The sequence below is a fragment of the Isoptericola halotolerans genome, from assembly GCF_013149785.1.
Taxonomy (GTDB): Bacteria; Actinomycetota; Actinomycetes; order Actinomycetales; family Cellulomonadaceae; genus Isoptericola; species Isoptericola halotolerans.
The window spans coordinates 1,113,715-1,139,906 of record NZ_JABEZU010000001.1 but is presented as its reverse complement, the minus strand read 5'-3'; the positions used below and the strand labels follow the sequence as shown (position 1 = coordinate 1,139,906).

Below are 26,192 nucleotides of genomic sequence, written 5' to 3'. Positions count from 1 at the left end.
AGCAGCTCGTCAGCCGGCGATCTCGTCGCCGACGAGCCCGGCACCCGGGATCGCCGCGAGCAGGTCGCGGGTGTACTGCTCGCGCGGGGAGTCGAAGACCTCGTCGGTGGTGGCCTGCTCGACGACCTTCCCGTTCTGCATGACGACGACGTCGTCGGCGATCTGCCGGACCACGGCCAGGTCGTGCGTGATGAACAGGTAGCTCAGCCCGAGCTCGGTCTGCAGGTCGCCGAGCAGGTCGAGCACCTGCGCCTGGACCAGCACGTCGAGGGCCGAGACCGCCTCGTCGAGGACGATCACCTCCGGCTTGAGAGCCAGCGCGCGGGCGATGGCGATGCGCTGACGCTGACCGCCCGAGAGCTCGTTCGGGAACCGGCGCATGGCGGACTGCGGCAGGGAGACCATGTCGAGCAGCTCGCGCACGCGCGCCTCGCGCTCCTTCGCCGATCCGACGGAGTGCAGACGGAGCGGCTCCTCGATCGAGCGGAAGATCGAGAACATGGGGTCGAGCGAGCCGTAGGGGTTCTGGAACACCGGCTGGACACGGCGGCGGAACGCGAACGCCTCCTTGGCGTTCAACGACGCGAGGTCGACGCCGTCGAACTCGACGCTGCCCGAGGTCGGTTCCAGGAGGCCCAGCACCATGTTGGCCACGGTGGACTTGCCGGAGCCCGACTCCCCCACGATGGCGAGCGTGCGCCCCCGGCCGAGCGTGAACGAGACGTCGTCCACCGCGGTGAAGTCGGTCGAGGAGCCCGGACGCGGCCCGCGGATCTGGAAGACCTTCGAGAGGTTCTTCGTCTCGACCACGGTGGCCGGCCCCGCCGCCGGAGGCTCGTCCGCGTGGTGCGCGAGCAGCTCCGGGGACTCCTCGCCGTGGACGTGCGCCGTCTGGATGCGGCGCGACGCCAGTGACGGCGCAGAGGCCACGAGCCGCTGCGTGTACGGGTGCCGCGGGTCGGCGAGGATCTCGCGGGCCGGGCCTGACTCGACGACCTTGCCCTTGAACATCACCAGCAGGTGCTCGGCGCGCTCGGCCGCCAGCCCCAGGTCGTGCGTGATGAACAGCAACGCCGTCCCGAGGTCACGAGTCATGCCCTCGAGGTGGTCGAGGATCTGCCGCTGGACGGTGACGTCCAGCGCGGAGGTGGGCTCGTCGGCGATGAGGAGCTGCGGCCGGGCGGCCAGCCCGATCCCGATGAGCGCGCGCTGGCGCATGCCCCCGGAGAACTCGTGAGGGTACTGCCGGGAACGGCGCGCCGCGTCCGGCAGGCCGGCCTCGGCGAGCACCTCGGCGACCCGTGCACGCAGGTCGGCCTTGGACCCCTTGAAGCCGTTGGCCTTGAGGGCCTCCTCGACCTGCGTGCCGATCCGCCACACGGGGTTGAGGTTGGACATCGGGTCCTGTGGGACCAGCCCGATCGCCCGGCCCCGCAGGGCCTCCTTCTCGGCGCGGGGCGCCCCGACGAGCTCGCGCCCGTCGAAGCGGATGGAACCACCCGTGATCTTGCCGGTGCCCGGCAGCAGGTCGATGATCGCGGCGGCCGTCGTCGACTTGCCGGAGCCCGACTCGCCGACGATCGCGACGCTCTGGCCGGGGTAGACGGTCAGGTCCGCGCCGCGGACCGCCTGGACCTCGCCGGACCCGGTGGTGAACGAGATCTCCAGGTCGTGGATCTCGAGCAGCGGCGTACTGGTGTCGACGGGCGCGGGACCTGTGGTGCCGTCGGCGCCCTCGTTCGTCACGGGGAACTGGGTGGTCATCGCTTGCGAGCCTTCGGGTCGAGGGCGTCGCGCACGACGTCGCCCATCATCATGAAGCCGAGCACCGTCAGTGCCAGGCCTCCGGCCGGGTAGAGGAGGATCTCCGGCGCGGTGCGGATCGCTCCCTGCGCCGCGGAGATGTCACCGCCCCAGGAGACCGTCGACGGCGGCAGGCCGATGCCCAGGAAGCTCAGGGTCGCCTCGGCGACGATGAACTGTCCGAGCGCGACCGTCGCGTAGACGATGATCGGAGCCGCGGAGTTCGGCAGCACGTGCTGCCACAAGATCCTTCCCCGGCCCATGCCGAGGGACTTCGCCGCCGTGACGAACTCGTTGTTCTTCACGGACAGCACCGTGCCACGCGTGATCCGGGCGATCTGTGGCCACCCGAACAACGCCAGCACGAAGGCCACCGTGAAGGAGGTGCGGTTGGTCGTGACCGACATGATGACGATGGCCGCGAGCACCAGCGGGATGGCGAAGAAGATGTCCGTCATGCGGCTCAGGATCGTGTCGAACCACTTGCCGTAGTAGCCCGCGATCGCGCCCACCGCCGTGCCGAAGACCACGACCATCGTGGTCGCGAGCACGCCGACCACGACCGAGGCCCGCGCACCGAAGATCGTGCGCGTGTAGATGTCGCAGCCCTGGCGATCGAACCCGAAGGGGTGTCCCGGCTGCGGCGGCTCGAGCGCCTGGGAGAGGTTGCACACCCGCGGGCTCAGCGTGGTGAACAGTCCGGGGAAGGCGGCGACGATCACCACGAGCACGATGATCACGGCCGACACCCAGAACAGCCACCGGCTCCGCATCTGGAGCCAGGCGTCCCGCCAGAGGCTGGTCGGGGCGTCGTCGGTCCGCACCGCGTCGACGGCGCCGAGACCGCCCTCGTCGACCGGGGCGACGTAGCGTTCCTGCCCCGGGCGCGGCGTCGCCGAGCCGCCCGGGTTCTCGTAGCGGTTCTCAGGCATAGCGGATCCTCGGGTCGAGGGCGGCGTACAACAGGTCCACCAGGAGGTTCGCCCCGATGTAGACCAGCACCAGCACGGTGGTCAGCGAGACGACGGTGACGCTCTCGCCGCGGATGATCGCGTCGTAGAGCGTGCCGCCCACGCCGTTGATGTTGAAGATGCCCTCGGTGATGATCGCGCCGGACATCAACGCTCCGATGTCCGCGCCGAGGAACGTCACCACGGGGATGAGCGAGTTTCGCAGCACGTGGCGGCCCGTCACTTGGGAGCGGTTCAGGCCGCGCGCCCGCGCGGTCCGCACGTAGTCGGCCGACAGGTTCTCCGCTACCGAGGTGCGGGTGAGGCGCAGCACGTAGGCGAAGGAGACCGCCGCGAGCACCAACGCGGGCATGAGCAGACTGACGAAGTCGGGATCACGCCCGGCACTGACGGGCAGCCAGCCGAGCTGGACACCGACGACGATCTGCATGACGAAGCCGACCACGAACGTCGGGACCGCGATGAAGAGGAGGCTGATCACCAGGGCCGTGCCGTCAAAGATCCCGCCCTTGCGCATGCCTGCGAAGAGACCGAAGCCGATCCCGAAGACCGCCTCGATGACCAACGCCATCAGCGCGAGCTGGATCGTCACCGGGAAGGCGTTGGCGATGACCTCGGTGATCTCGCGACCACGGAAGTCGACCCCGAAGTCGAGCGTCACCACCCCGCGCAGGAACAGCAGGTACTGCACGATGAACGGCTGGTCGAGGTTGTAGTCGGCGCGGATCTGTTCCTGCACCGACTCGGGCAGACCACGTTCACCACCGAGTGCGGCCACCGGGTCGCCGGGTCGCAGGAAGACCATGGCGTAGAGCAGGAGGGTAGCCCCCAGGAACACAGGGATCACCTGCAGGAGCCTGCGTCCGAGATACCAGAGCATGGGAAGTTTTCTCCTCGTGTACCTGGAGGTTCACCCCAGGTTACGGGTTTCGTCTCGTCGCGGCGCCACGGCCGCGAGCAGCGGTGAGCCGAGTCGCGTCGGTGGACGTGCCGGGGCTCCTCGCGTCGAGTGGTCGACGTCAGACCGTACCGGACGACGCCGACCACGCAGAACTCTCGCGACAGGACGCCGCCCCCGCGGCGCGGGGACGGCGTCCGGTCAGCAGGGCGTCAGTCCTTGGTGATCTGGTACAGGATCGGGTCGCTGTCCCAGCCGAAGACGACGTTGTCGACCGTGTCGGCGTAGCCGCCGGTCGCGTTCTGGTACCACAGCGGGATGCCCGGGACGTCCTGGAACAGGATCTCCTGAGCCTCCTTGTAGAGCTCGGTGGCCGTCTCCGTGTCCGGGGCCGAGCCAGCCTCGGCCAGCTTGGCGTCGAACTCCTCGTTCGAGTACAGCGCGTCGTTCGAGCCGGCACCGGTGCCGTAGATCGGGCCCAGGAAGTTGCTCATCGAGGGCCAGTCGGCCTGCCAGCCACCACGGAAGATGCCCTCGACCTCGCCCGAGTCACGGGCGTTGAGGAACTCGTCGAACGTGGTGTACGGCGCGAACTCGCACCCGATCCCCAGGTCCTGGCGGATGGTGTTGCAGGCCGCGTCGATCCAGTCCTGGTGGTCGGAGTCGGCGTTCGACGCGATGTTGAGCGTGTAGTCCCCGATCGGGTCCATGCTCTCGGCCTCGTCCCACAGCTCCTTCGCCGTCTCCGGGTCGTACTCAGTGATCTCCGAGCCGGGGATGTCTTCCGAGTAGCCGTCGATAACCGGCGAGGTGAAGTCGTGCGCCGGGGTGCGCGAGCCGTTGTAGAGCGTCTCGGTGATGGTCTCGCGGTCGATCGCCATGGAGATCGCCTGACGCCGCATCACGCCGGCCTCGCCCTGGAACTCCTCGAGCCACTCGGGCACGTTGACCACCTGCGTGAGGGCCGCGGGCTGGTTCACCGCCCGCTCGCCGAGCTCGTCCTCGAAGGTACCGAAGGCCGAGGACGGCACGTTCGGCAGCACGTCGAGGTTCCCGTCGAGCATGTCGTTGTACGCCGTGTCCTCCTCGGTGTACGCGATCATCTCGACGCCGCCGTTGGCGGGCTGGCGCGGGCCGGAGTAGCCCTCGCGCGGGATGAGCGAGATGCGGCTGTCGTTCTCCCAGCTCTCCAGCTCGTAGGGGCCGGAGCCGATCGGCGACTGACCGAACGAGTCCGGGTCCTCGAAGAAGGCCTCGGGCATCGGGAAGAAGGCCGTGTAGCCGAGCCAGAGCGGGAAGTCGGCCGAGGGCTCGGCGAGCTCCGCCGTGAAGGTCGTCTCGTCGACGACCTCGACCGCGATGTCCGAACCCTCCTCCGACGAGAAGCCCGCGAAGCCGTTGAAGAAGTACTGCTGGTTCTGGGCGTTGTCCACGTTCGCGACGAACTGCCACGCGTCGACGAAGCTGCTGGCGGTGACCGGCGTGCCGTCGGAGAAGGTCCAGTCGTCCTGGATCGTGATCGTCCAGGTGACGTTGTCGTCGGTCTCGATCGACTCGGCCATCTCGTTCTGCGCGGCGCCGTCGGCGTCGTAGTAGACGAGGCCGGAGTAGATGTTCTTGACCACGAGGCCACCGAAGACCTCGTTGGTCATGCCGGGGGTCAGCGGGTTCTGGGGCTCGCCGCTGTTCACGGAGACGATGCCGGTGCTGGCGCCGTCGCCGTCAGCGGTCGAGTCGCCGTCGTCGGAGCCCGAGTCTCCGCACGCAGTGAGCAGCAGCGCCGAAGCCAGGGTGAAGGCCCCGATGCCTGCTAGACGTCGTCGAGGTGTCACGTGTCCTCCTGAGTAGGTGTGCACGCCCCCGGCATGGATGTCCGGTGGCGGTGGTACCCGTGCGCGGATGGGCGCACGTGGCACGATGCGGTAAGGAGCCTAACCCCTCGATCGTGTCCCGGGTCACCCTTCTGCGCCCGCTGCCCTGATCGTGACCCGATCGGAACGCGCACGAAACCCCAGGGCCAGGGCAAGCGCGTTCCGGTGCGCCACCTGTGGCGTCCGTCACGACCGGCGCGCGCCGGCCGTGCTCGCCAGGGCACCGTCGTGCAGGTCGACGACGCGGTCCGCGCGCGCCACCAGCTCCGGATCGTGGGTCGTCACGACGGCCGCGGCGCCCTGCGTGTGCACCACCTCGCGCAGCAGGTCCATCACCCGACGAGCCGTCGCGGAGTCGAGCTGGCCCGTGGGTTCGTCGGCGAGCAGCACCCGCGGTGCCGCGACCAGGGCTCTCGCGATGCCGACCCGCTGCTGCTGCCCGCCCGAGAGCTCGTACGGTCGCTGCCGCGCGTGGTCGGCCAGACCGACCCGCTCCAGGGCGGACGCCACCCGGCGCGCCCGCTCCGGCCCGGGAGTCCGTCTCAGCCGCAGCGGCACCTCGACGTTCTCCGCCGCGGACAGCACCGGGAGCAGCCCGAAGGCCTGGAAGACGTAGCCGATCTCGTCGCGTCGCACCGCGAGCACCTCGTCCGGTCGCATCGCGGTGAGCTCCCGCTCCCCCAGCCACACCCGGCCCGACGACGGCGTGTCCAGCCCGCCCAGCACGTTGAGCAGCGTCGTCTTGCCCGAGCCGGACGGCCCTCGCACGACGAGCAGCTCTCCCGCCTCGACGCTCAGGCTCACCGCGCGCAGGGCGTGCACCTTCGCGGCGCCGGTGCCGAAGGTGCGGCTCACGTCCTGCGCCGTGAGCGCGGTCGTCGTCCCGCCTGGTGCCGTCATCGGTCCTCGTCCTTCTGCGCCAGGTCCGGCCGGACCTGCACGTGGTCGGGCTCCAGCGCCAGCCGCACGCGTTCGCGCAGGTCGAGCGCGGCCACGAAGTCGGTCGGCAGCTGCAGGCGACCCACCCGGTCCAGCACGGCGAACTCCTCGGCCACGTGCCGCTCGACGCCCTGCTCGTCGGTCTCGGTGCGGCGCAGCACCTCGGTGGAGGTGCGGCCGTCGCGGATCTGCACCGTCCGGGCCACGTGCTCCGAGACCGACGGGTCGTGGGTGACGATCAACGTCGTCACCCCGGTGGCCTCGTTCACGGAACGCAGTGCCTCCAGCACCTCGACGCTGGTGGCCTCGTCCAGCTCGCCGGTCGGCTCGTCCGCGAGCAGCACCCGCGGCCGGTTCGCCACCGCGACGGCGATCGCCACGCGCTGCTGCTGCCCCCCGGACATCTCGGCCGGACGCCGGTCCGCGAGGTCCGCGACGCCCAGCAGGTCGAGCATCTCGGTGACCCGGGCCGCCCGGGCCCTCCGTGGCGACCACCCCAGGTCCAGCACGAGCCGGACGTTCTGCGCCGCCGTCAGATACGGAAGCAGGTTGCGCGACGTCTGCTGCCAGACGAACCCCACGGCGTGTCGCTGGTAGCGGACACGGTCCCGACCGGACATCGTCAGCAGGTCCGTGCCCGCGACCACCGCCGACCCGCCGGTGGGCGTGTCGAGCCCGGACAGGATGCCCAGGAGCGTGGACTTGCCGGAACCGGAGGCACCCACGACCGCGACCAGCTCGCCCGCCTCGAGACGCAGGTCCAGGCCCTGCAACGCCTGGACCTCCACGCCGTCGGTGGCGTAGATGCGCACCAGGCCGCGGCACAGGATCTCGCTCATCACAGGTTCCTTCCCATCGTTCAGTCGGTCGCCGTCCGCAGGTGGACGCCGTCGTGGCGGCGGCCCACGGCTCCGGCCACCAGCGTCCCGATCGCGACCACGGCCAGGAGACCGGCCGCCAGAAGAGCGAGCCAGCCCGCGTCGAAGGCCAGGGGTGGCGGTTCGTGGCCCCCGGTCAGGGGCGAGAGGTCGACCGCGGCGAGGACGAGGACGGGCACCACCCCGCCGATCACGGCTCCGGCCAGCAGCGCGGCGACCGTCCACGGCACCGTCTCCCAGGCCACGATCCCTCGCTCCGCGCCCTGCGGCAGCCCCAGGGTGCGCAGCACGACCAGGACCCGGCGTCGAGCCGGCCCCGCGAGCACGAGTGCCAGCGCCACGGTCGCGGCGCTCAGCACCGCCGACAGGGCGACGGCGACGGCGAACGCCGTGGCAAGACCCGATGCCGAGGGCGAGGCCAGCAGCGCCTCCTCCCCCGCGGACGGGTCGTCGACGACGGCGGTGGGCAGCGACGCGGCGATCTCGCGCTCCGCGCGGGCCCGGTCGCTCGCGGTGGCACCGTCGTCCAACCCGAGCAGCGCGAGGCGGGGCGAGCCTGCCGCGGCGAACCATCCGGCGGCGAGGTCGGCGTCGACCAGCAGGGCCGCGGACGACGGCGGCAGGCCGGGCAGCTCGTCCACGTCCTCCACGACCGTCACCGGCCCCCCGGCCGTGGTCCATGCACCGCTGAGACCGCCCGCCGCCACGGCGGGCAGCGCGCCTCCCGCGGGCACGGTCAGGTCCGCGGTGCGTGCCGGTGCCCCGGGCGCGCCCGCCTGCACCGCCGCGAGCGCCGCGGCGTCGGTCGCGTAGACCGTGACGGTCACCGTCTCGGACCCCGAGCGGAGCTGGTGGCGGCCCAGGTCCGTCACCGGGACGACCCCCGTCACCCCCGACACCGCCCGCAGCGCCTCGACCGCCTCGTCGTCGAGGAGCGGGCCGGCCACCCGCAGGTCGGCACCGACCGACCCCCATGCCTCGCGCACGACGCCGTCTCGCACCGTGGCGGCCAGCACGAGGGACGAGGCGGCGACGCCCACCGACAGCACCAGAGCGAGCGCGGGCACCAGTCCTCCGGCGGCGTCCCGTCGCACGCGCGCCGCACCGAGGAACGGCACCAGGCCGGGACGCCGGGCCAGCACGCGCTCGGCGACGCGGACCACCGGAGGCACGAGACGCAGCGCCACGAGGGCGGCGGCCACGCTCAGCAGCAGCGGCGCGGCGACGACCAGGGGGTCGACCGCCGGGCCTGCCCCCGGGAGGCTCAGCACGCCGCGGGCGAGCGCCAGCGCCGTGGTGCCCGCTGCGGCCCCGACGACCGCGACCTCTGCCGTCAGCCGACGCCGCCGGTACCGCCCCGGGGCGCCGTCGAGGTCCCTCCGTCGCGCCCGCAGCCCGCCAGGCCCCGCGGCCGCACCCGCCGCGACCGCCGGGCCCAGGCCGCAGGCCAGCGCGACCCCGACCTGCCCTGCCGTCAGCGGCGCCGGGACGACGAGCAGGCCCGCGGCAAGGCCTGCTGCAGTGGCAGGGAGGCCGACCACCAGGCCCTCCAGCGCCACGACCGCCCGCACCTGGGCACCCGAGGCGCCGCGCGCCCGCACCAGGACCAGCGCGTCCCGGCGCCGGTCGACCAGCAGCCGGGCCGCCAGCAGCAGGACGGCGACGAGGGCACCGAGAGGGCCGACGGCGAGCACCGCCACGACGGCGTCGACTCCCTGTCGCTGGCCGAGCACGCGCTCCAGGAGCGCGACCAGGCCCGAGGCGGGCTCGAGCACCGCGGCGTCGCCCTCGACCGGGGTCCACACCGTGGCGGTGAAGCCCCGGAGCTGGGCGAGCAGGGGCATCGCCTCGGCGGCGGTCACCGCGCGGGTGTCCACGGGGTACCACGTGCGCGTGCTCGGCGCGCTCGTCCAGGCTCCGACGACGGCCGGGTCGGCGAGCACCGCGGCGGTCACGATCTTGCCGACGTTCGCGTCCATCACCACCTCGGGCGTGACCGCCAGCGGTGCGTGCACCCAGTAGTCGGCGTCGGCGTCCCGGGGCTCCCAGAGGCCCACGAGCTCCACCGGTGGCAGGAGCTGGTCGGCCGTGGCGTGCACGGAGCCGAGGGTCCAGCCGAGCTCGGCGGCGGACGCCGTGGACATCGCCACCTCCAACGGCTCCGGCACGACGTCGGGCACGCCGTCGGACCCCGGCAGCATCGCGGTCCGGTCGACGGGCACCAGGGTCGCCTCGGGCCACCTGCCGGTCACGAGGTCCACGTGGTCACGTGCCGTGGGACCGCCGCGCAGCACGATGCCCGGGGACGCGACGTCGTTGCCGGGCACCCGCTCGACGCCGACCCGGGTGCCGGAGATCACGAGGTCCGGCTCACCGAGCACCTCGGCGAGCGGCTCGGGCTGTGACGCTGCCAGGTCGCGCAACCCCGCGACGTAGCCGGCCAGGTCCGGCGACGGCGGGCGGACCTGCGGCGCGCCGGAGGCGTCGAGGGTCGGCCCCTGCGAGGGGACGTACCCCTCGCCGTACCCCGGCACGGCGAGGCCCACGGAGATCACGTCCGTCGCGACCGCGGACGCCAGCGCGGTCTCGTGGACCAGCTGGTCGGCGTGCAGCACGGCGACGGCGCGAGGCGCCGTCGAGGTGACCAGCGCGGCCAGCATCGCTACCGCGGCGAGGGCGAGCCCAGGACCAGGGGATGCCAGGAGGTGACGGCGGACCAGGAGCAGCAGGCTCATCGCACCTCCGGTCGGTAGCCGGTGTCGCGCGCCTGGGCGGCGACGCGCCAGGTGAGGGCGGCGGCCACGGCGGCCGTCCCCGCGGCGGCGGCACCGACCAGCGCCACCACGAGACCGACGTCGACCGTGAACCCCGGGCGCGCGACGTCGAGCACGGACCCCACCAGACCGGGCACGGCAACGGCCGCGACCGACCACCCGGCGCCGGACCCCGCGAGCAGCGCGGCGGCACCGACCGCCCCGGACTCCAGCGCGCGTCCGGCCGCCTGCGACCGTGGGCCGACGCCCGCGGCTCGCAGGACGGCGACCTCGGCGCGCCGACCGGACAGGTCCGACACCGCCACCACGGCCAGGCCGACCATCGCGAGCGCCACCGCTCCCGCGGCGGCGAGGACGAAGGCCTCGCGCACGGGGGCGGCCAGGTCGGGGCCGTCGCCGACGGCGGTGCGGACCTCGACGTCCTGGGCCAGGGGCGCCTGTTCCTGCGCCACGGCCCGGGCGTCCGTGGCGGTCCTGGCCACCGCGCCGCCGTCGTCGGGGTCGGTCACCGCGACCCACACCTCGCCCGGCCGCGGGAGATGGGCGGTGGTGCGCAGCAGCGCGGCGTCGAGCGCGGCGAGATCGACGAGCACCGAGCGGGCGGACTCCTGGCCCGGCACGACCGGCACGACGTCCGCGACCCGCAACGTCACCCCGGCCCCGCCCGTCGTGGCCCGGAACGTGTCCCCGAGCGTCAGGTCCCAGCGTTCGACGACGGCGTCGCTGACGACCGCCGCGACGGCGTCGACGGCACCAGCACCCTCGGCACCGGTCGCCACGAGTCGCAGCGACGACCGCTCCGGGGCGTCGAGCGCGGCATCGAGCCCGAGGGTCCCGTCCTCCCGGCCGACGATGCCGGCCGTACCGGCCTCCGACGCCGTCGCCCAGACCGCGCCGGCGACGTCCACCGGCACCGTGCCGTCGGGAGTGGTCGCCGTGACCGACGCTGCGGCGAGGGACACGTCACGCGGGTGGGGCGCGCCGTCGAGCACCAGGTCCACCGCGGCGAGCCGGGCGGCGGGCGGCGTGCCCGCACCGAGCGGGACGGTCACGGTCGTGGCGCTCGTGCCCTCGGTGAGCTGCGCGGCGCCGGCCTCCACGACGGCCACGGTGCCGTCGTCGCCCGCGAGCCAGACGGAGACCTGGACCTCGAGCGTCCCGCTCGAGACCACGCCCTCCAGGGCCAGGACCAGCTCGGAGCTCCCCTCCGGCAGGGTGGGGGCCGCGGCGAACGGGTCGTCGTGCTGCCACGACGCAGCGGCTCCCTGGTGGTCGGGCGAGCGAACCACCGCCGTCGCCCGGTGCGCGGGAAGCGCGGTGAGCCCGACCGGTTCCCCCTGGACCGTCGCGTCGGCCACCAGCACCGGGACAGCGGCCGCGACACCGTCCAGCGCCTCGAAGGCCTCGGCCCGTGGCGGCGGTGCGGACGGGGTCAGACGTCCGCCGGGGACCGTCACCCGCACGTCCGAGCCGGCCTGCTGGGTGAGCACCGCGGCACGAGCCTGCTCCGACGTGCCGACGAAGGCACCGGCCAGCACCGCGGAGCCCGCGGCGAGCACCAGCAGCACCACCCCCACCGCGACCACGCGCAGCCGGCGCGCCACCTGTCGGGCGGCCAGGACGACGGTCGAGCCCGGTCGCCGGGCGGCCACCGCCGCACCGGCCCGGGACACCGGACCGAGGAGAGCGACCACCACCAGGCCGAGCGCCATGAGCGCCACGCCCGGCGCCACGGCCGCGAGCAGGTCCGTGCGTGCACCGCCCGCCGTCACGACGAGGGGCGAACCCGGCGAGCGCAACCGCAGCATCCCGGCCACCGCGACCGCGAGCACCACCAGCACCGTCCCGACCGCGGCGACGTGCCGCAGCCGCCCGGACCGGTCGGCGACCTGCCGGCGGGCGACCGCCCGGGCCTGGAGCGTCGCGACCAGGGTCAGGACGACCACCGCGCCGACCGCCGTCAGCCCAGCGGCCACCGCGACGGCGGCCGCCCCCGGTCCGGCGATCACCACCTCTGCCACGGCACCGCCCACGCCGGCGGCGACCACCCCGACGACGCCGGCCTCGACGAAGGCACCCACCGCCAGGCGGCGCGGTGACGCGCCTCGCGCCACGAGGATCTCCACCTCGTTCGACCGGGCACCGGCCAGCAGGCGGGCGACCTGGACCAGTGCCACCCCGGCCGCCAGGACGAGCAGCAGCAGCGGCACCGTCGAGACGGCCCCGGCGGACCGCTGAGCGGTCGCCACCGCTGCCGCCCGCTCGGCGAGATCGCCCTCGACGACGACGCCGCGGACGGCCACGCCCGGCGCGTCGCGCAGCACGGCACGAAGGTGTGCACCGGCGGCGAGGCCCGCGGTGTCGGCGGGGGCCAGCGCGGCCAGGTCAGGCGACAGCGACCAGGACACGAACGGGGTGTCCGTGCCGTCCGGGGTCTCGGACCGGACCACCACGAGCGGGGCACCGGCGAAGAGGGCCTCGATCTCGGACCGGACACGCACGTCCTGCGCCCGGGCGTCCGGCGCGACGCGGGTGGTCACGACCAGGCCCGCGGGCTCCGGCCGTGACAGCGCCTCCCGGGTGGCGTCCGTCGTCGCTCCGGTGACGGCACCGAGGAGCACCCCGCTCGTGGCCGCGACGACGGCCACGAGCAGGGCGACCAGGCTCAGCAGGCCGCGGTACGCCCACGCCCTGCGGGCCGCGCCCCGGAACACCCGTCAGCCCCCGTGGAAGGCTCCGCCGAGCGGGTTGCCACCCTCCGCACCGGGGGTCTTCCGTCCAGCGGGCGGCTCGGGGTCCGAGGTCGGGTCGACGCGGAGCTCGACGATCTCGTCACCGAGCTCGGCCAGCAGCCGGTGCCGGTCCTCGCGACGCAGCTTCTGCTCGATCGGGTCGGGTACGGGGGCGGCCGCCAGCAGACGCTTCGTGTAGTCCTCCCGGGGCGTGCGCAGCACGGTGTCGCGGTCGCCCTGCTCGACGATCCGGCCGTTCTGGAGCACCACGACCTTGTGGGCCAGCAGGTCGATGACCGCCAGGTCGTGGCTGACGAAGAGGCAGGCGAAGCCGAACTCGCTCTGCAGCGACAGGAACATCTCCAGCACCGCGGCCTGGACGGACACGTCCAGGGCCGAGGTCGGCTCGTCCGCCACCAGGAGCTCCGGCTCCAGGGTCAGTGCACGCGCGATGGACACGCGCTGACGCTGCCCTCCCGAGAGCTCGTGCGGGTACCGGTTGTAGAACGAGCGTGGCAGCTCGACGGCGTCCAGCAGGTCCATGACCCGCTGCTTCCGGGAGGCCGCGTCACCGACCTGGTGCACGGCCAGCGGCTCGGCGATCGCCTCGCCGACGGGGAACCGCGGGTTGATCGAGGCGGCCGGGTCCTGGAAGACCACCCCGATCCGCCGGCGCAGGTCCTTGAGCTGCTTCCTGCGCAGCCTCCCGTAGTCCTCGCCGAGGATCCGGACCGCGCCGGAGACCGCCGGGATGAGGCCCAGGGCGCACTTGCCGATGGTGGACTTCCCGGAGCCGGACTCCCCCACCAGGCCCACGATCTCGCCGGGTCCGACGGTGAACGAGACGTCGTCGACCGCCCGGAACGGCGGCTTGCCCAGGCGGTGGTACTCGATGACGAGGTTGTCCAGCTCGAGCGCCGGGACCGCCGCGTCGACCTTCTCCTTCTCGACGGAGGCACGCACGCCCTCGTCGCTCTGCCCGGAGCCCTCGCCGAGGTGGGGCACGGCGCCCAGAAGGCGCCGGGTGTACTCGTGCTGCGGGTTCGTCAGCACCTGCTCCGCGGTCCCCGTCTCGACGAGGTCGCCCTTGAGCATGACGGCGACCCGGTCGGCCATGTCCGCCACCACGCCCATGTTGTGGGTGATGAGCAGGATCCCGGTGTCGAGCTTGTCCTTCAGCGAGCGCAGCAGGTCGAGGATGTCCGCCTGCACCGTGACGTCGAGGGCTGTGGTCGGCTCGTCGGCGATGATCACCCGCGGGTCGCAGGAGATCGCCATCGCGATGACGACCCGCTGCCGCTGCCCGCCGGACAGCTCGTGCGGGTACTGCTTGAGCCGCCGCCGCGGCTCGGGGATCCCGACCATCTCGAGCAGCTCCGCCGCGCGCGCCATCGCCTGGCTGCCATAGGCGAGTCCGTGCAGCTGCAGCGCCTCGGTGAGCTGGTCGCCGATGGTCAGCACCGGGTTCAGCGCCGTCATCGGCTCCTGGAAGACCATGGCGATGTCGTTGCCCCGCATCTTGCGCAGCGCGGCAGGGTCGAGGTCTCCGACGATCTTGTCGCCGACCCGGACGGAGCCCGAGACCCGGGCGTTGCCCGGGAGCAGGCCCAGCGCCGTCGTCGAGGTCACGGACTTGCCGGACCCCGACTCGCCGACCAGGGCGACCACCTCGCCCGGGTGCACCTCGAGGGTGACGCCCTTGACGGCGTGGACGTCGCCGAACTCCGTGCCGAAGGTGACGTGGAGATCGGTGAAGGCCAGCACGGCGTCCCCACCGGCGACGATGTCCGCGGAGGAGGTGAGGTCGAGGGTGGGCATCAGGCCTTGCTCCTGTTCTGACGGGGGTCGAACGCGTCGCGCAGCCCGTCGCCGATGAAGTTCACGCTCAGGGCGATGGCGAGGATCATCAGGCCCGGCCACCAGAACAGCCACGGGCGCGTGGTGAACGCCGTCTGGTACTGCGAGATCAGCAGACCGAGCGAGGTGTCGGGCGGCTGCACGCCGAAGCCCAGGAAGCTCAGCGAGGTCTCCAGCAGGATCGCCGCCGAGATCGCCAGGGTCGCCGCGACGATGATCGTCCCGACGGCGTTCGGCAGGACGTGCTTGAAGATGATCCGCTGGGCACCGGTGCCGACGGCCGTGGCCGCGACGACGAAGTCCCGCTCGCGCAACGAGAGCACCTCGCCGCGCACCAGCCGAGCCAGCCCGGTCCAGGTGACGATGCCGAGCATCAGCGTCAGTCCCCAGATGCCCCACGGGCTCGCGATCTTGCCGAGCACCGCGGCGAGCACCAGCAGGGGGATGACGATGAGCAGGTCCGTCAGGCGCATGAGCGCCGACTCGACCCATCCCCGGTAGTACCCGGCGAACGCGCCGACCACGGTACCGATGAGCGTCGAGATCAGCCCGACGCCGAACGCGATGATCAGCGACTTCTGGGTGCCGAGCATCACGAGGGCGAAGTAGTCCTTGCCGATCGAGTCCTGACCGAACGGGTGGGCCCACGTGGGAGCGCCCGTGCCGACCTTCTCGTACTGGGAGACAGGATTCTTGTCCCACCAGCCCGGGATCGGCCCGATCCCGATGGAGGTGAAGGCGACCAGGACCACCAGTCCCAGCACGATCATCGCGACGATCGCACCCTTGTGACGGAAGAAGCGCCGTCGGACGAGCTGCCCCTGGCTGTAGGACTTCTCCTCGATGGTGACGGTCTCGGCATCAGTCATGGCTCGCTCCGATGGGGTGGTGCAGACGGGGTCCGGTCGTCGCGCTCATCGCCGGATCCGTGGGTCGAGGAAGGCGTAGGCGATGTCGGCCAGCATGTTCATCACGATCGCAACGACACCGGTGACCAGGAAGAACGCCATGACGGGCGCCGGGTCGACGTGGTTGAGCGCGTCGATGAACAGCGCACCCATCCCCTTCCACCCGAAGACCCGCTCGGTGATCACCGCACCGCCGATGAGGCTCGCGAAGTCGAACGCGACGATCGTGGTGATGGGGATGAGCGCGTTGCGGAACGCGTGCTTGGTGATGACCGCCCGCTCGCTCAGGCCCTTGGACCGTGCGGTGCGCACGTAGTCCTGGTTCATCGTCTCGAGCATCGAGGACCGCGTGTACCGGGAGTACGAGGCCACCGAGATCAGGGTGAGCAGGACCGTCGGCAGCAGGAGCTGCATCCCGGTGTCCAGCACCGACTCCCAGAAGTCGCCGGTGAAGTTGGGGGTCTGGGAGCCGATCGTCGAGATCGGACGCGGCTTGAGCTGCAGGAACCCCGACCAGTTCGCGACGAGGATGTCGAAGACCACGACCAACGAGGTCAGGACGCCGGTGACGGCGGAGACCAGCATCGCCTGCTTGCGGGCGTACCCGCCCCACGCCGCCCCCACGCCGATCGAGACGGCCACGGCGAGCACGAACAGACCGATGAGCGTCCACCACGAGGACGGTTCCAGGAGCAGGCCGGCGAAGACCAGGTAGCTCACGGTGCCGACGACCGCGGTGGTCAGCGCACCGTAGAGCACGCGGCGGTTGCCCAGGCCGGCGACGACGCCCGTCGTGAGCACCGCGGCACCGCCGGCGGTCAGCAGGACCATGCCCAGCCCGAAGAACGGGTTGCGGTACCACTCGAGGATGTTGAGCACGTACAGCACGACGGCGACGAACGCGAAGGTCCCCGCCCCGGTGTACAGACGCCGTCTCCACGTCCCCCCGAGCACGGCCGGCAGGAGGATCGCGGCAATGACCGCTATGCCGAGGACCATCGGCGGCTCCATGTCGCCGCTGGCGATCCAGTCGTTGAACCGGATGGCGCCGTACTCCTTGAGCAGCACCGCTGCCCAGAAGACGGGGAGGGAGAAGAAGAGGAACGCGAGGAACGTCACCGCGTAGTCGAAGCCGGAGTACTGACGGATCGCGGTCAGGATGCCGAGCGCGACGCCGATGACGATGGCGAGCAGCGTGGCGAGCGTGACGAGCCGCAGGGTCGAGCCGGCGGCGAGGCTGGTGAGGGCCAGCACGTCGGCGCCGTTGATGTTGGTCCCGAGGTCGCACGAGCCGGTGAAGCAGCCGGCCACGCCCTGCAGCCACGCCCAGTAGCGCTGGTACCAGGGCTGGTCGAGGTTCATCAGCTCGATGCGCGCCTGCATGAGCTGCGCGGCGTTGTCGGCGTTCGACTCGCGCAGGTCCTGCAACGGGTCGCCCGAGATCGTCACGAGCCAGTAGATGAGGACCGACGCCAGCAACAGGACGAGGACCGAGATGCCGAGGCGTCGGAGGATGAACTTGAGCACGGGGTGCCCCTTCACGGGCGGCGGACGGGCTCGCCGCCGGTCAGGTCGGTGGGACGGAGGTCGCGGGCACCGGACGAGGTGCCACCGCCGGACGTCGTCGTCCGGCCACAAGACCGTGGGGCAGGGAGACATGCTCCCTGCCCCACGGCCGGTGCGTCAGCTCGTCAGGAGGCGCGAGACCACTGCTCGGAGCTCCACACGATGCCCGACTGGGCAGCGGTGTCCCGCACGTTCTCGAGGTCGGAGCTGAACGCCCCGACGCCCGGGTGAGCGTACAGCGGGATGCCGAACAGGGTGTCCCACAGCTGCTTCTCGATCACCTTGGTCTGCTCGAGGTGCACCGTCTCGTCAGCGGTCGAGGCGAGCGTGTTCCACGCCTCGTCGACGACCTCGTCGGAGTAGCCGCCGTAGTTCTGCGGCTGGTTCGTCGCGTAGATGTTCTGACCCGAGGCCTTCTGGCCCGAGCCGGCCCAGGCGAACATCGCCACCTCGTAGTCACCGTTCGGCAGGTCCTGGTCGAAGAAGTCCGGCGAACCGGCGTCGACGACCTCGAAGCCCACCTGGTCGCACGAGGCCTTGATGGAGCTGACCTGGTCCGCGCGACGCGGGTTCGGGGCCGAGTAGCCGATGCGGACCTCGGTACCCTCCTCGAGACCGGCGGCGGCGAACTTCTCCGCGGCCAGGTCGAGGTCCACCTCGTCGTAGCGGCCGTCGTAGGACTCGGCGACGACCTCGTCGTACTTCTCCGTCTGGAACGGGAAGACCTCACGAGCGTTCATCACCACGGCCGAATCGTCGATCGGCTTGATCAGGTCGTCGACGATCTTCTGGCGCGGCACGCAGTAGGCGAACGCCTCACGCGCCTCGAGGCTGTCGGAGAACACGCCGTTGTTGAAGTTGAAGTCGAGGTGCTCCCACGTGAGCGTCTGACCGGTCGTGACGGTCACCGCCTCGCCGAGCTGCTCCAGCTGCGTCACGGTGTCGACCGTGGCCTGCGGCTCGATGACGTTGAGGTCACCGTTCTGCAGCGCCTGGACGTGGGTGTCCGCCGCGGCGAACCGGAAGGTCAGCTCCCGCGTCGCCGCGGGCGCGCCCCAGTAGCTCTCGTTGGCCGTCAGGGTGATCGACTGACCGGCGACCCAGCCGTCCTCCTTGAAGGTGTACGGACCGGAGGAGGGCACCAGCGCCGGGTCCGGCAGCTCGCCGGGGCTCGACAGCCATCCCGTGGACCAGAACTCGGCGGCGGGCTCCAGGACCTCCATGTCGAGCTCCTGGATGGCGGTCACGAGCTCCTCGGTGGAGACCCCGGCCTGCTCGGCGACCACGTGCGCCGGGAGGGGCGCCTCGATGACGATCTCCCAGTCGGCGTAGACCGTCTCGTAGTCGTACTGGAACGACTTGGCGTCCGCGGAGTCCGCCTGCGGGCCGTCGGGCGTGTAGTCACCCAGCGTGAGGCCGGAGACGCTGTTGAACAGCGGGTCCTCGGAGCCGTCCTCGGTCACGGTGCCGTCGGCGGTGATGGCCTTCGTCGCCCACTCGAGCAGGAAGTCGGCGTAGGTGATCGGCGTGCCGTCCGACCAGACGGCGTCGTCGGCGATCGTGTACTGCACCTGCAGCGGGTCCTCGGAGATGGCCTCGTAGGTCCCGAAGGTCTCGTCGCGGCAGATGGTGCCGTCGACGCCGAAGTACCAGAACCCGGTGTGCATCCGCTCGGTCACGGCGCTGTTGTACGTGGAGTACGTCTCGGGTGTCAGCGTGTTGTAGCCGAGGAACTCGTCCTCGCCGACGGAGTACTTGATCTCGCCGTCAGCGGTCTCCGTGATGCCGAGATCCGGCTTGCACGGCTCACCCGGGTCGACGGACGCCGACTCGGTGGTGGTCTCCTCGGTCTCCGGCTCCTCGTTGTCGGCCGCAGGGCTCGAGCACGCCGAGAACAGCAGGGCGCCGGTCGCGACGACCGCGACGGCTGCGCTTGCTCGCCTCATCTTCACTGGGATCCTCCTCAAGGGGAAGGACCCCCCGACGTGCTCGCCCGTCACGCCAGCTGGCTGTGTCCGGTCTCACCCTCGGGAGGTCCGTGGTGTTCGCCACACCGTACCCAGCCGTGGGTGCCGCAATTCACCCGCCGGTTGAAATGCAGGGCGATTGTTACCGATCTGAGACTGCGGAGAAGCATGGTGGACGATTTGGCCGGTTGCATCGGAACACGGGCGAAACACAGGTTTCAGTTCCATCACACGACCTCTATATAACGAGGTTATGGAACAGGAAATGTCTCACGAAAAGCCGGGGCGGGCTCAGGGACGGCGCCGGGTGCGTTCGTTGCCACGGCGGTAGTTGCCCGTCGCCCTCGCGAGGAGCTCCTGGTCCCGGTCGTGGTCCTGGCCGAGGAGGGACACGAGCCGGTCCGCCCGCGCACCGGCGACGACGGCCACCTGCACCCCGCCCCGGTTCACGAGCACCCGACCGTCCTTGGTCACGCGGTGCTCGAAGGGGTCCTGCTCCAGGCTCACGGCGCCACCGACCCGCCACCCGAGGGGCGTGCACGCGCAGGAGAGGTCATGCCGGCGACGGTGCCAGGGGGCACGGCCGCGCCGCAACGGATTTTCCCGTCCACCCCGGCCCCGTCCGGCTCCGACGTCGACCCTGTACCGCGCGACGAGCTGCGCGATCGAGGACGGGCTACACGTTGAAACGGAACTCCACCACGTCGCCGTCGGCCATCACGTAGTCCTTGCCCTCGATGCGCGCCTTGCCCGCCGCCTTCGCCGCCTGGACGGAACCGTGCTCGACGAGGTCGTCGAACGAGACGATCTCGGCCTTGATGAAGCCGCGCTCGAAGTCCGTGTGGATGACACCGGCCGCCTGCGGGGCGGTCCAGCCCTTGCGGATCGTCCAGGCCCGGGCCTCCTTGGGCCCCGCGGTGAGGTACGTCTGCAGACCCAGGGTGTCGAAGCCCACGTGGGCGAGCTGGTCGAGGCCGGCCTCCGCCTGCCCCGACTCGGCCAGCATCTCGGCCGCCTCGTCCGGCTCCAGCTCGACGAGCTCGGACTCGAACTTCGCGTCCAGGAAGATCGCGTGGGCCGGCGCGACGAGCTCGCGCATCCGCTCCTGCATCCCGGCGTCGGCGAGGCCGGCGTCGTCGGTGTTGAAGACGTAGATGAACGGCTTGGCCGTCATGAGCTGCAGCGAGGCGATCTCGGCCAGGTCGAGGCCGGCGGCCTTCGCGCCCTGGAACAGGGTCGTGCCCTCCTCCAGGATCTCCTGCGCCCGCTTCGCCGCGGTGAGGAGGACCGGGTCGCCCTTCTTGATCTTGACCTCCTTCTCCATCCTCGGCAGCGCCTTCTCGAGGGTCTGGAGGTCGGCCAGGATCAGCTCGGTGGAGATCGTCTCGATGTCGCCGGCGGCGTCCTGCGAGCCCTCGACGCGGACGACGTCGCCGTCGTCGAACGCGCGGGTGACCTGGCAGATCGCGTCCGCCTCGCGGATGTTGGCGAGAAACTTGTTGCCCAGCCCCTCACCCTCGGACGCGCCCTTGACGATGCCGGCGATGTCGACGAACGACACCGTGGCGGGCAGGATGCGCTCGGAGCCGAAGATCTCGGCGAGCCTGCCGAGCCTCTCGTCCGGCAGGGGCACCACTCCCACGTTCGGCTCGATCGTCGCGAACGGGTAGTTCGCCGCGAGCACGGTGTTGCGGGTCAGGGCGTTGAACAGGGTGGACTTGCCGACGTTGGGCAGGCCGACGATGCCGATAGTGAGTGCCACGTCGGCCCAGTCTACGCACCGGTCCGACCGCCGGCCCCCGGGCCGCGGCCCGGCGCTCAGATCGTCAGGTCGCGGTGCCAGGACTCGGTGGTGTACTTCGTGCGCCAGCCCAGGTGGACGTAGAGGGCCTCGGCGCCCGTCGGGCTGTCCGCGTCGACCTCGAGCCCGACGCGGTTGCGCCCTCGGGCCGCGGCGTCGGCGACCACGGCGTGCAGCAGAGCGGTCGCCACCCCGCGCCCCCGGGCCTGCTGCACCGCACCGAGGTAGTCGACATAGCTGCCGCGGACGCCGGCCTCGTCCGGCGCGGTCTGCGACCCGACGAGCGCACCTGCCACCACGGGCTCGGCGGCGGGCTCCTGCGGGTCGTCCATGAAGGCCAGCCACCAGTGGTCCCAGCGGTGCCCAGGGTCCTCGCGCAGCCGCTGGGCGAACTCGGCGAAGCTCTCGGAGTAGGAGTTGAAGTGGTCGGCGAACGCCTCCTCGAGCACCCGGTGCACGGTGTTGAGATCCTCGGCGACCGGCATCCCGTTGTCATGACGGGCGACCTGGCGCACGGTGACCCCGGCCTTGGGTCCCGGCAGGGCGCCCGGCTCTGCCTCCCCCGGAGCGACCGGCCGGGACATCTGCCACCAGGTGCGGACGTGGGCGAAGCCGGCGTCCGCGAGCCAGCCCTTCTGCGCGTCGTCCCCCGCGTAGGCACCGGCGTCGAGCTGCGTGACCGCCACGTCGCGCTGGACGGCCAGCTCGCGGCCGACGTCGGCCAGCCACGCGAAGCACCAGCGGGCCAGCGCTCCCTGCGTCCGCGCCTCGGTCGTCCGGTCGACGTCGACGCCGATGACGGTGCGCCCCGCGGCCCGGTCGTGGGCGTGCGCCCAGGCACGGATCACGCCGTCGGTGTCCTTCAGGACGATCTGCCGCCGGGTCCACGACGCCGCCCCGGCCACCTCCGACTCGATCGCCGCGGTGTCGTAGGCGGCCGATCCGGTGAACGGAGCAGCGTGACGTCCCCTCAGCTCACCGAGCCGCGGTACGTCCGCCAGGCCGGGAACCACCGCCGTCCACCCGTCGGGAGGTGTCACGGACGTGCGGTCGTTCGGTGGATTCACGCCGACCAGTCTCGCAGGTCCCCGCGACACGCCCGGGTGCGGGGTGCGTCAGGAGAACGCCGTGACCTGTGCCAACAGCTCCGGCTGGCGTCGTTCGTACACCCGGGCGCCCCACCGCACACCCACCACGAGGGCCACGACGGCGCTGACCAGCCCCACGGCGAGCGCGGCCCACCCGTAGCCCGACCCGACGCCGAACAGGCCCAGCAGCGCCAGGACGACGGTCGGAGCCGTGAGGACCGCCACGATCGCGAACGCCACCGCCTGCGCCACCATCGTGGCCACGGTCGCGCCCTGCGGTGTCTTGAACGCGCTCTCCCCCGGCTTCGGCACGGGGTAGACCAGGCGTGCCGACGCCACGCTCGACACACCCACACCGACACCCAGCACACCCAGGCTCGTGCCCAGCACGGCCGGCAAGGCGTCCCAGCGCCCTGAGACCAGCACCGCCGCGACGGCGAACGCCACCACGAGGGGGACACCCACGACCGCGACCGGGATCACCCGACCCCAGCGGTCTGCGCGGCCCGGGACGCCGGCCGCGACGTGCAGGGCGAAGGCGGTGTTGTCGTAACCGACGTCGTTCGACAGCCCGATCCCCAGGATGAACGCAGCGGTCGGCGCCACCACCAGGAACAGCTCCGTGCCCGCCCCGCTGCTCAGCGCGACGGCGACCAGCACGACCGGCAGCAGTGGCACCAGCGCGAGGCTCGCGGCGTACCGGGGGTCGCGGACCCAGTACGTGGCGCAGCGTGCGGCCACGGCACCCGTCGGCGTGGCGGGCACGCGGGCGAACCAGCCCAGGCCCCGCCGGGAGGCCGTGGCCGCGCCGTCACCCCGCGGCGTCACGAGCGTGCGCGCGAGCGAACGGTCCCACACGACCACCGCGGCCGCCAGGGTGACGACGACGACGGCGAGCCGGGCGAGGGCGGCCGGCCACGCGCCGTCGTGCACAGCACCGGCGAGCGCCCACGGCGCACCGAACGGCGTCCACGAGGCGATGCCGGCCAGCGTGGTGATCCCGGAGAGCAGCTCCTCGCCGGGACCGGTCGTCGTGACCGTCACCCCGGAGCCGTCCACCTGTCTGTCGGCGCTCGACCCCAACCAGGCGAAGAACGGTCCGACGGCGAGCAACGGGACGATCGCCACCACCATGAGGATCTCGCGGTACCGGCGCGAGTCGAGCAGCGGGGCGAGCAGCGTCGTCGTCGCCCGGGAACCCACGACGCACAGGGCGAACGCCGCGACCGCCCCCAGGAGGGCGGCGAGCAGCGCCACGGGGTCGCTCGCCCAGGCGAAGGCCGCACCGAGACCCGCCAGCAGCGTCACGACGGCCGGCACGGACACCGCCCCCGCCGCGGCCAGCCCGGCGAGCAGCCGCCGACGCGGGATCGCGTACGTCGCGAACCGCAACGGGTCCAGGGTCGAGTCGACCCCGAACGCGAACAACGGCACCACCCACCACCCGAGGACGACGGCGGCGCCCACCACCGTGAGCACCTGTCCGGTCAGCGCGGGATCGGCCCGGCCGCCGACGACCGCCGCGCCGACCAGGAACGTGATCACGGTCAGGCCGTACAGCAGGGCGACCGCGAGCCCGATCGTCTGCCACACGCTGCGGCGCAGCGTGTTGGCGAGCAGGGTCAGCTTGAGCCGGACGAAGTGCGCAACCATTCCAGCCCCTCCGATCCCTTGCGCCCACCGACGAGGTCGACGAACCGGTCCTCCAGGGACTGCTCACCGCGGACCGCGTCGACGGTCCCGACGTCCAGCACGTGCCCGCCGGCGATGATCGCGACGTGCGAGCACATCCGCTGCACCAGGTCCATCACGTGGCTGGACACGACGACCGTGCCGCCGTCGTCGACGTAGCGGCGCAGGATGTCGCGGATGTTCGCGGCACTGACGGGATCGACGGCCTCGAAGGGCTCGTCGAGGACCAGCACGCGCGGCGCGTGGATCATCGCGCCGGCGAGCGCGATCTTCTTGGTCATCCCGGCCGAGTAGTCGACGACGAGGTTGTCGCGGTCGGCGACCAGGTCCATCGCCCGCAGCAGGTCCTCGGTCCGGTCGGCCACCGTGGCGCGGTCCAGGCCGTGCAGCAGCCCGGCGTAGGTGAGGAGCTGGGCGCCCGTGAGCCGGTCGAAGAGCCGCAGCCCGTCGGGAAGGATACCGAGCATCGCCTTCGCCTCGTCGGGCCGCGCCCACAGGTCCGTGCCGTGGACCGCGGCCGTGCCGAAGTCCGGTCGCAGCAGGCCGGTGGCCATGGACAGGCTGGTCGTCTTGCCGGCCCCGTTGGGGCCGACGAGCCCGAAGAACGACCCGGCCGGGACGTCCAGGTCGATCCCGGCGACGGCGATCTTGTCGCCGAACCTCTTCCACAGGCCGCGCACGGACAGCGCCGCTGCGGGGTCCGGGGGCGGCAGGTCAGGAGTGCTCGGGAACGTCGGGGTACTCACCCGCCCACCGTAGAGGGTGATCCCGCTGCAGGTCACGGCCGATCGTGACGGACGACGGAGCGTCGGGCGCGCGTTGTCGGACCCTCGTGGCAGCCTGGCGGACATGGACACGACGACCGCTCTGCTCATCGCGCTCGGGACCCTCGTCGTGGGGGTCCTCGTCGGCTGGCTCTGGCACGCGAACCGCGCTGCGGGCGCCCGGCGCTCCGAGGAGTTCGAGCTGGTGCGGGCACGTGGCGACCTCGACGCCGCACGCCGCGACGTCGCCGAGCTGCGCGACCGCCTGGAGTCCGCCGCGGCCGAGTCTCGGCACCGGCTCGAGGCGGAGCGTGCCCAGCTCGACGCCGAGCTCGAACGCGGCCGTCGCGAGGCGGACCGGCGGGTCGCCGAGACCCGGGAGCAGGCCGACCGGTTCCTGGCCCAGGTGCGCGAGGACCTCGAGCGACAGATCACCGAGGCCAAGGGCGACCAGGAGGAGATGGCGCAGCGGTTCCGGGCGCTGGCCGGAGAGGCGTTGCAGTCGAGCAGCAAGCAGTTCCTCGACCTGGCGGAGCAGAAGCTCTCGGCGAGCACCGTCAAGAACGACGAGACCCTCGCCCAGCGCGAACAGGCCTTCCGGGCCCTGCTCGACCCGATGAGCAAGACCCTCGACAAGGTGAACCAGCGCGTCGACGAGGCCGAGCGGGCGCGGAGCCAGGGGCACAGCACGCTGAGCGAGCAGCTGCGCAACCTCGAGGCGGTCAACACCGAGCTGCGCACCGGGACCACGGACCTGGTCGCGGCGCTCCGCTCGAACCAGACGCGCGGCGTGTGGGGCGAGCTCCAGCTCAAGCGCGTCGTCGAGGCGGCCGGGATGCTGGACCACGTGGACTTCGACGTGCAGGTGCACGTCACCAGCGCCGAGGGCGAGTCGCTCGTCCCGGACCTGGTGGTGAACCTGGCGGGCGGCAAGAAGATCGTCGTCGACTCCAAGGTGCCGCTCAGCGCCTACCTCAAGGCCCAGTCCGCCACCGGGCGCGAGGAGGTGGACAAGCAGCTCGACGCCCATGCGAAGGACGTGCTCAAGCACGTCGACGTCCTGGCGAACAAGGCCTACTGGTCGCAGTTCGACGCCGCTCCGGAGTTCGTCGTGCTGTTCGTCCCGGCCGAACCGATCCTCGCGGCGGCGGTCGAGCGTCGGGCCGACCTGCTCGAGACAGCGGCACGCAAGAACGTGCTGGTCGCGACCCCGATGACGCTCATCGCGATGCTGCGCACCGTGGGCTATGCCTGGCAGCAGGAGGCCATCGCCGAGGACGCGCAGAAGGTCCTGCAGGTGGGCAAGGAGCTCTACAGCCGCATCATCACGATGACGGACAAGATCTCCCGGCTCGGGCAGTCGATGACCACCGCGACGCGGCGGTACAACGAGTTCGTCGGGTCGTTGGAGACACGGGTGCTCCCGCAGGCCCGGCGCATGGTCGAGCTGAAGGTCGTCGACGCGACCAACACCATCGAACCGCTGAAGGTCGTCGAGGAGACCACCCGGCCGGTCACCAAGCCCGAGCTGCTCGCCGCCGAGGGGGGCGGTGTGATCGCCATCGACTCGATCAGCGCCGACCCCACCCTGGAGGCGCTGGTCGAGGCCGACCGCCGTGCCATGGAAGCGGCGTCCGACGACGCGGCGGACGACACCGACAGCGCGGCGGGGTGACCCTGCTC

The 26,192-nt window shown here is 72.0% G+C and carries 18 protein-coding genes; 1 reads left to right on the top strand and 17 read right to left on the bottom strand.

Annotated elements, in window-relative coordinates:
• Window positions 1-9: 9 nt before the first annotated feature.
• The 17 genes from HDG69_RS05325 to HDG69_RS05245 all read right to left on the bottom strand — a co-directional run bounded on the left by HDG69_RS05325 (window position 10) and on the right by HDG69_RS05245 (window position 24,491).
• The gene (locus tag HDG69_RS05325; protein WP_171782676.1) at window positions 10-1,764 is read right to left on the bottom strand and encodes a dipeptide ABC transporter ATP-binding protein; all 1,755 of its coding nucleotides are present in this window, start codon (window positions 1,762-1,764) and stop codon (window positions 10-12) included.
• Window positions 1,761-2,735: an ABC transporter permease gene (locus HDG69_RS05320; RefSeq protein WP_171782675.1), complete on the bottom strand. Its 975-nt coding sequence runs from the start codon at window positions 2,733-2,735 to the stop codon at window positions 1,761-1,763. The genes HDG69_RS05325 and HDG69_RS05320 overlap by 4 nt, the downstream gene beginning before the upstream one ends.
• Window positions 2,728-3,654 (bottom strand): ABC transporter permease, encoded by a 927-nt coding sequence (locus tag HDG69_RS05315; protein WP_171782674.1) that lies wholly within the window; start codon window positions 3,652-3,654, stop codon window positions 2,728-2,730. The genes HDG69_RS05320 and HDG69_RS05315 overlap by 8 nt, the downstream gene beginning before the upstream one ends.
• 230 nt (window positions 3,655-3,884) lie before the next feature.
• A complete protein-coding gene (locus HDG69_RS05310; RefSeq protein WP_171782673.1) occupies window positions 3,885-5,504 on the bottom strand; it encodes an ABC transporter substrate-binding protein in 1,620 nt (539 codons plus the stop codon).
• Window positions 5,505-5,729: 225 nt separating this feature from the next.
• On the bottom strand, window positions 5,730-6,443 hold the full coding sequence (locus HDG69_RS05305; protein ID WP_171782672.1) for an ABC transporter ATP-binding protein: 714 nt from the start codon (window positions 6,441-6,443) through the stop codon (window positions 5,730-5,732).
• Complete coding sequence (locus tag HDG69_RS05300; RefSeq protein WP_171782671.1) at window positions 6,440-7,321, bottom strand: ABC transporter ATP-binding protein; 882 nt, start codon at window positions 7,319-7,321, stop codon at window positions 6,440-6,442. The genes HDG69_RS05305 and HDG69_RS05300 overlap by 4 nt, the downstream gene beginning before the upstream one ends.
• A gap of 20 nt (window positions 7,322-7,341) precedes the next feature.
• Entirely contained in the window at window positions 7,342-10,095 is a 2,754-nt protein-coding gene (locus HDG69_RS05295) for an FtsX-like permease family protein (protein ID WP_171782670.1), read from the bottom strand.
• Window positions 10,092-12,848 carry an FtsX-like permease family protein gene (locus HDG69_RS19530; RefSeq protein ID WP_171782669.1) on the bottom strand — a complete coding sequence of 919 codons (2,757 nt, stop codon included), beginning with the start codon at window positions 12,846-12,848 and terminating at the stop codon, window positions 10,092-10,094. The genes HDG69_RS05295 and HDG69_RS19530 overlap by 4 nt, the downstream gene beginning before the upstream one ends.
• 3 nt (window positions 12,849-12,851) lie before the next feature.
• The gene (locus HDG69_RS05285) at window positions 12,852-14,684 is read right to left on the bottom strand and encodes an ABC transporter ATP-binding protein (protein WP_171782668.1); all 1,833 of its coding nucleotides are present in this window, start codon (window positions 14,682-14,684) and stop codon (window positions 12,852-12,854) included.
• Window positions 14,684-15,592 (bottom strand): ABC transporter permease, encoded by a 909-nt coding sequence (locus HDG69_RS05280; RefSeq protein ID WP_171782667.1) that lies wholly within the window; start codon window positions 15,590-15,592, stop codon window positions 14,684-14,686. The genes HDG69_RS05285 and HDG69_RS05280 overlap by 1 nt, the downstream gene beginning before the upstream one ends.
• 45 nt (window positions 15,593-15,637) lie before the next feature.
• Window positions 15,638-17,158 (bottom strand): ABC transporter permease subunit, encoded by a 1,521-nt coding sequence (locus HDG69_RS05275; protein WP_171782666.1) that lies wholly within the window; start codon window positions 17,156-17,158, stop codon window positions 15,638-15,640.
• 164 nt (window positions 17,159-17,322) lie between these two features.
• The gene (locus HDG69_RS05270) at window positions 17,323-19,149 is read right to left on the bottom strand and encodes an ABC transporter substrate-binding protein (protein ID WP_171782665.1); all 1,827 of its coding nucleotides are present in this window, start codon (window positions 19,147-19,149) and stop codon (window positions 17,323-17,325) included.
• Between the two features lie 306 nt (window positions 19,150-19,455).
• Window positions 19,456-19,671 (bottom strand): hypothetical protein, encoded by a 216-nt coding sequence (locus HDG69_RS05265; protein WP_171782664.1) that lies wholly within the window; start codon window positions 19,669-19,671, stop codon window positions 19,456-19,458.
• A 169-nt stretch (window positions 19,672-19,840) separates the two neighbouring features.
• Window positions 19,841-20,926 carry a redox-regulated ATPase YchF gene (gene ychF / locus HDG69_RS05260; RefSeq protein WP_171782663.1) on the bottom strand — a complete coding sequence of 362 codons (1,086 nt, stop codon included), beginning with the start codon at window positions 20,924-20,926 and terminating at the stop codon, window positions 19,841-19,843.
• 56 nt (window positions 20,927-20,982) lie between these two features.
• Window positions 20,983-22,032: a GNAT family N-acetyltransferase gene (locus HDG69_RS05255; protein ID WP_343036261.1), complete on the bottom strand. Its 1,050-nt coding sequence runs from the start codon at window positions 22,030-22,032 to the stop codon at window positions 20,983-20,985.
• A 48-nt stretch (window positions 22,033-22,080) separates the two neighbouring features.
• A complete protein-coding gene (locus HDG69_RS05250) occupies window positions 22,081-23,706 on the bottom strand; it encodes a hypothetical protein (RefSeq protein WP_171782662.1) in 1,626 nt (541 codons plus the stop codon).
• Complete coding sequence (locus HDG69_RS05245) at window positions 23,676-24,491, bottom strand: ABC transporter ATP-binding protein (RefSeq protein WP_343036260.1); 816 nt, start codon at window positions 24,489-24,491, stop codon at window positions 23,676-23,678. The genes HDG69_RS05250 and HDG69_RS05245 overlap by 31 nt, the downstream gene beginning before the upstream one ends.
• Window positions 24,492-24,594: 103 nt before the next feature.
• Between HDG69_RS05245 and HDG69_RS05240 the strand changes: the two genes are divergently transcribed.
• A complete protein-coding gene (locus tag HDG69_RS05240) occupies window positions 24,595-26,184 on the top strand; it encodes a DNA recombination protein RmuC (RefSeq protein ID WP_171782661.1) in 1,590 nt (529 codons plus the stop codon).
• Window positions 26,185-26,192: the final 8 nt, after the last annotated feature.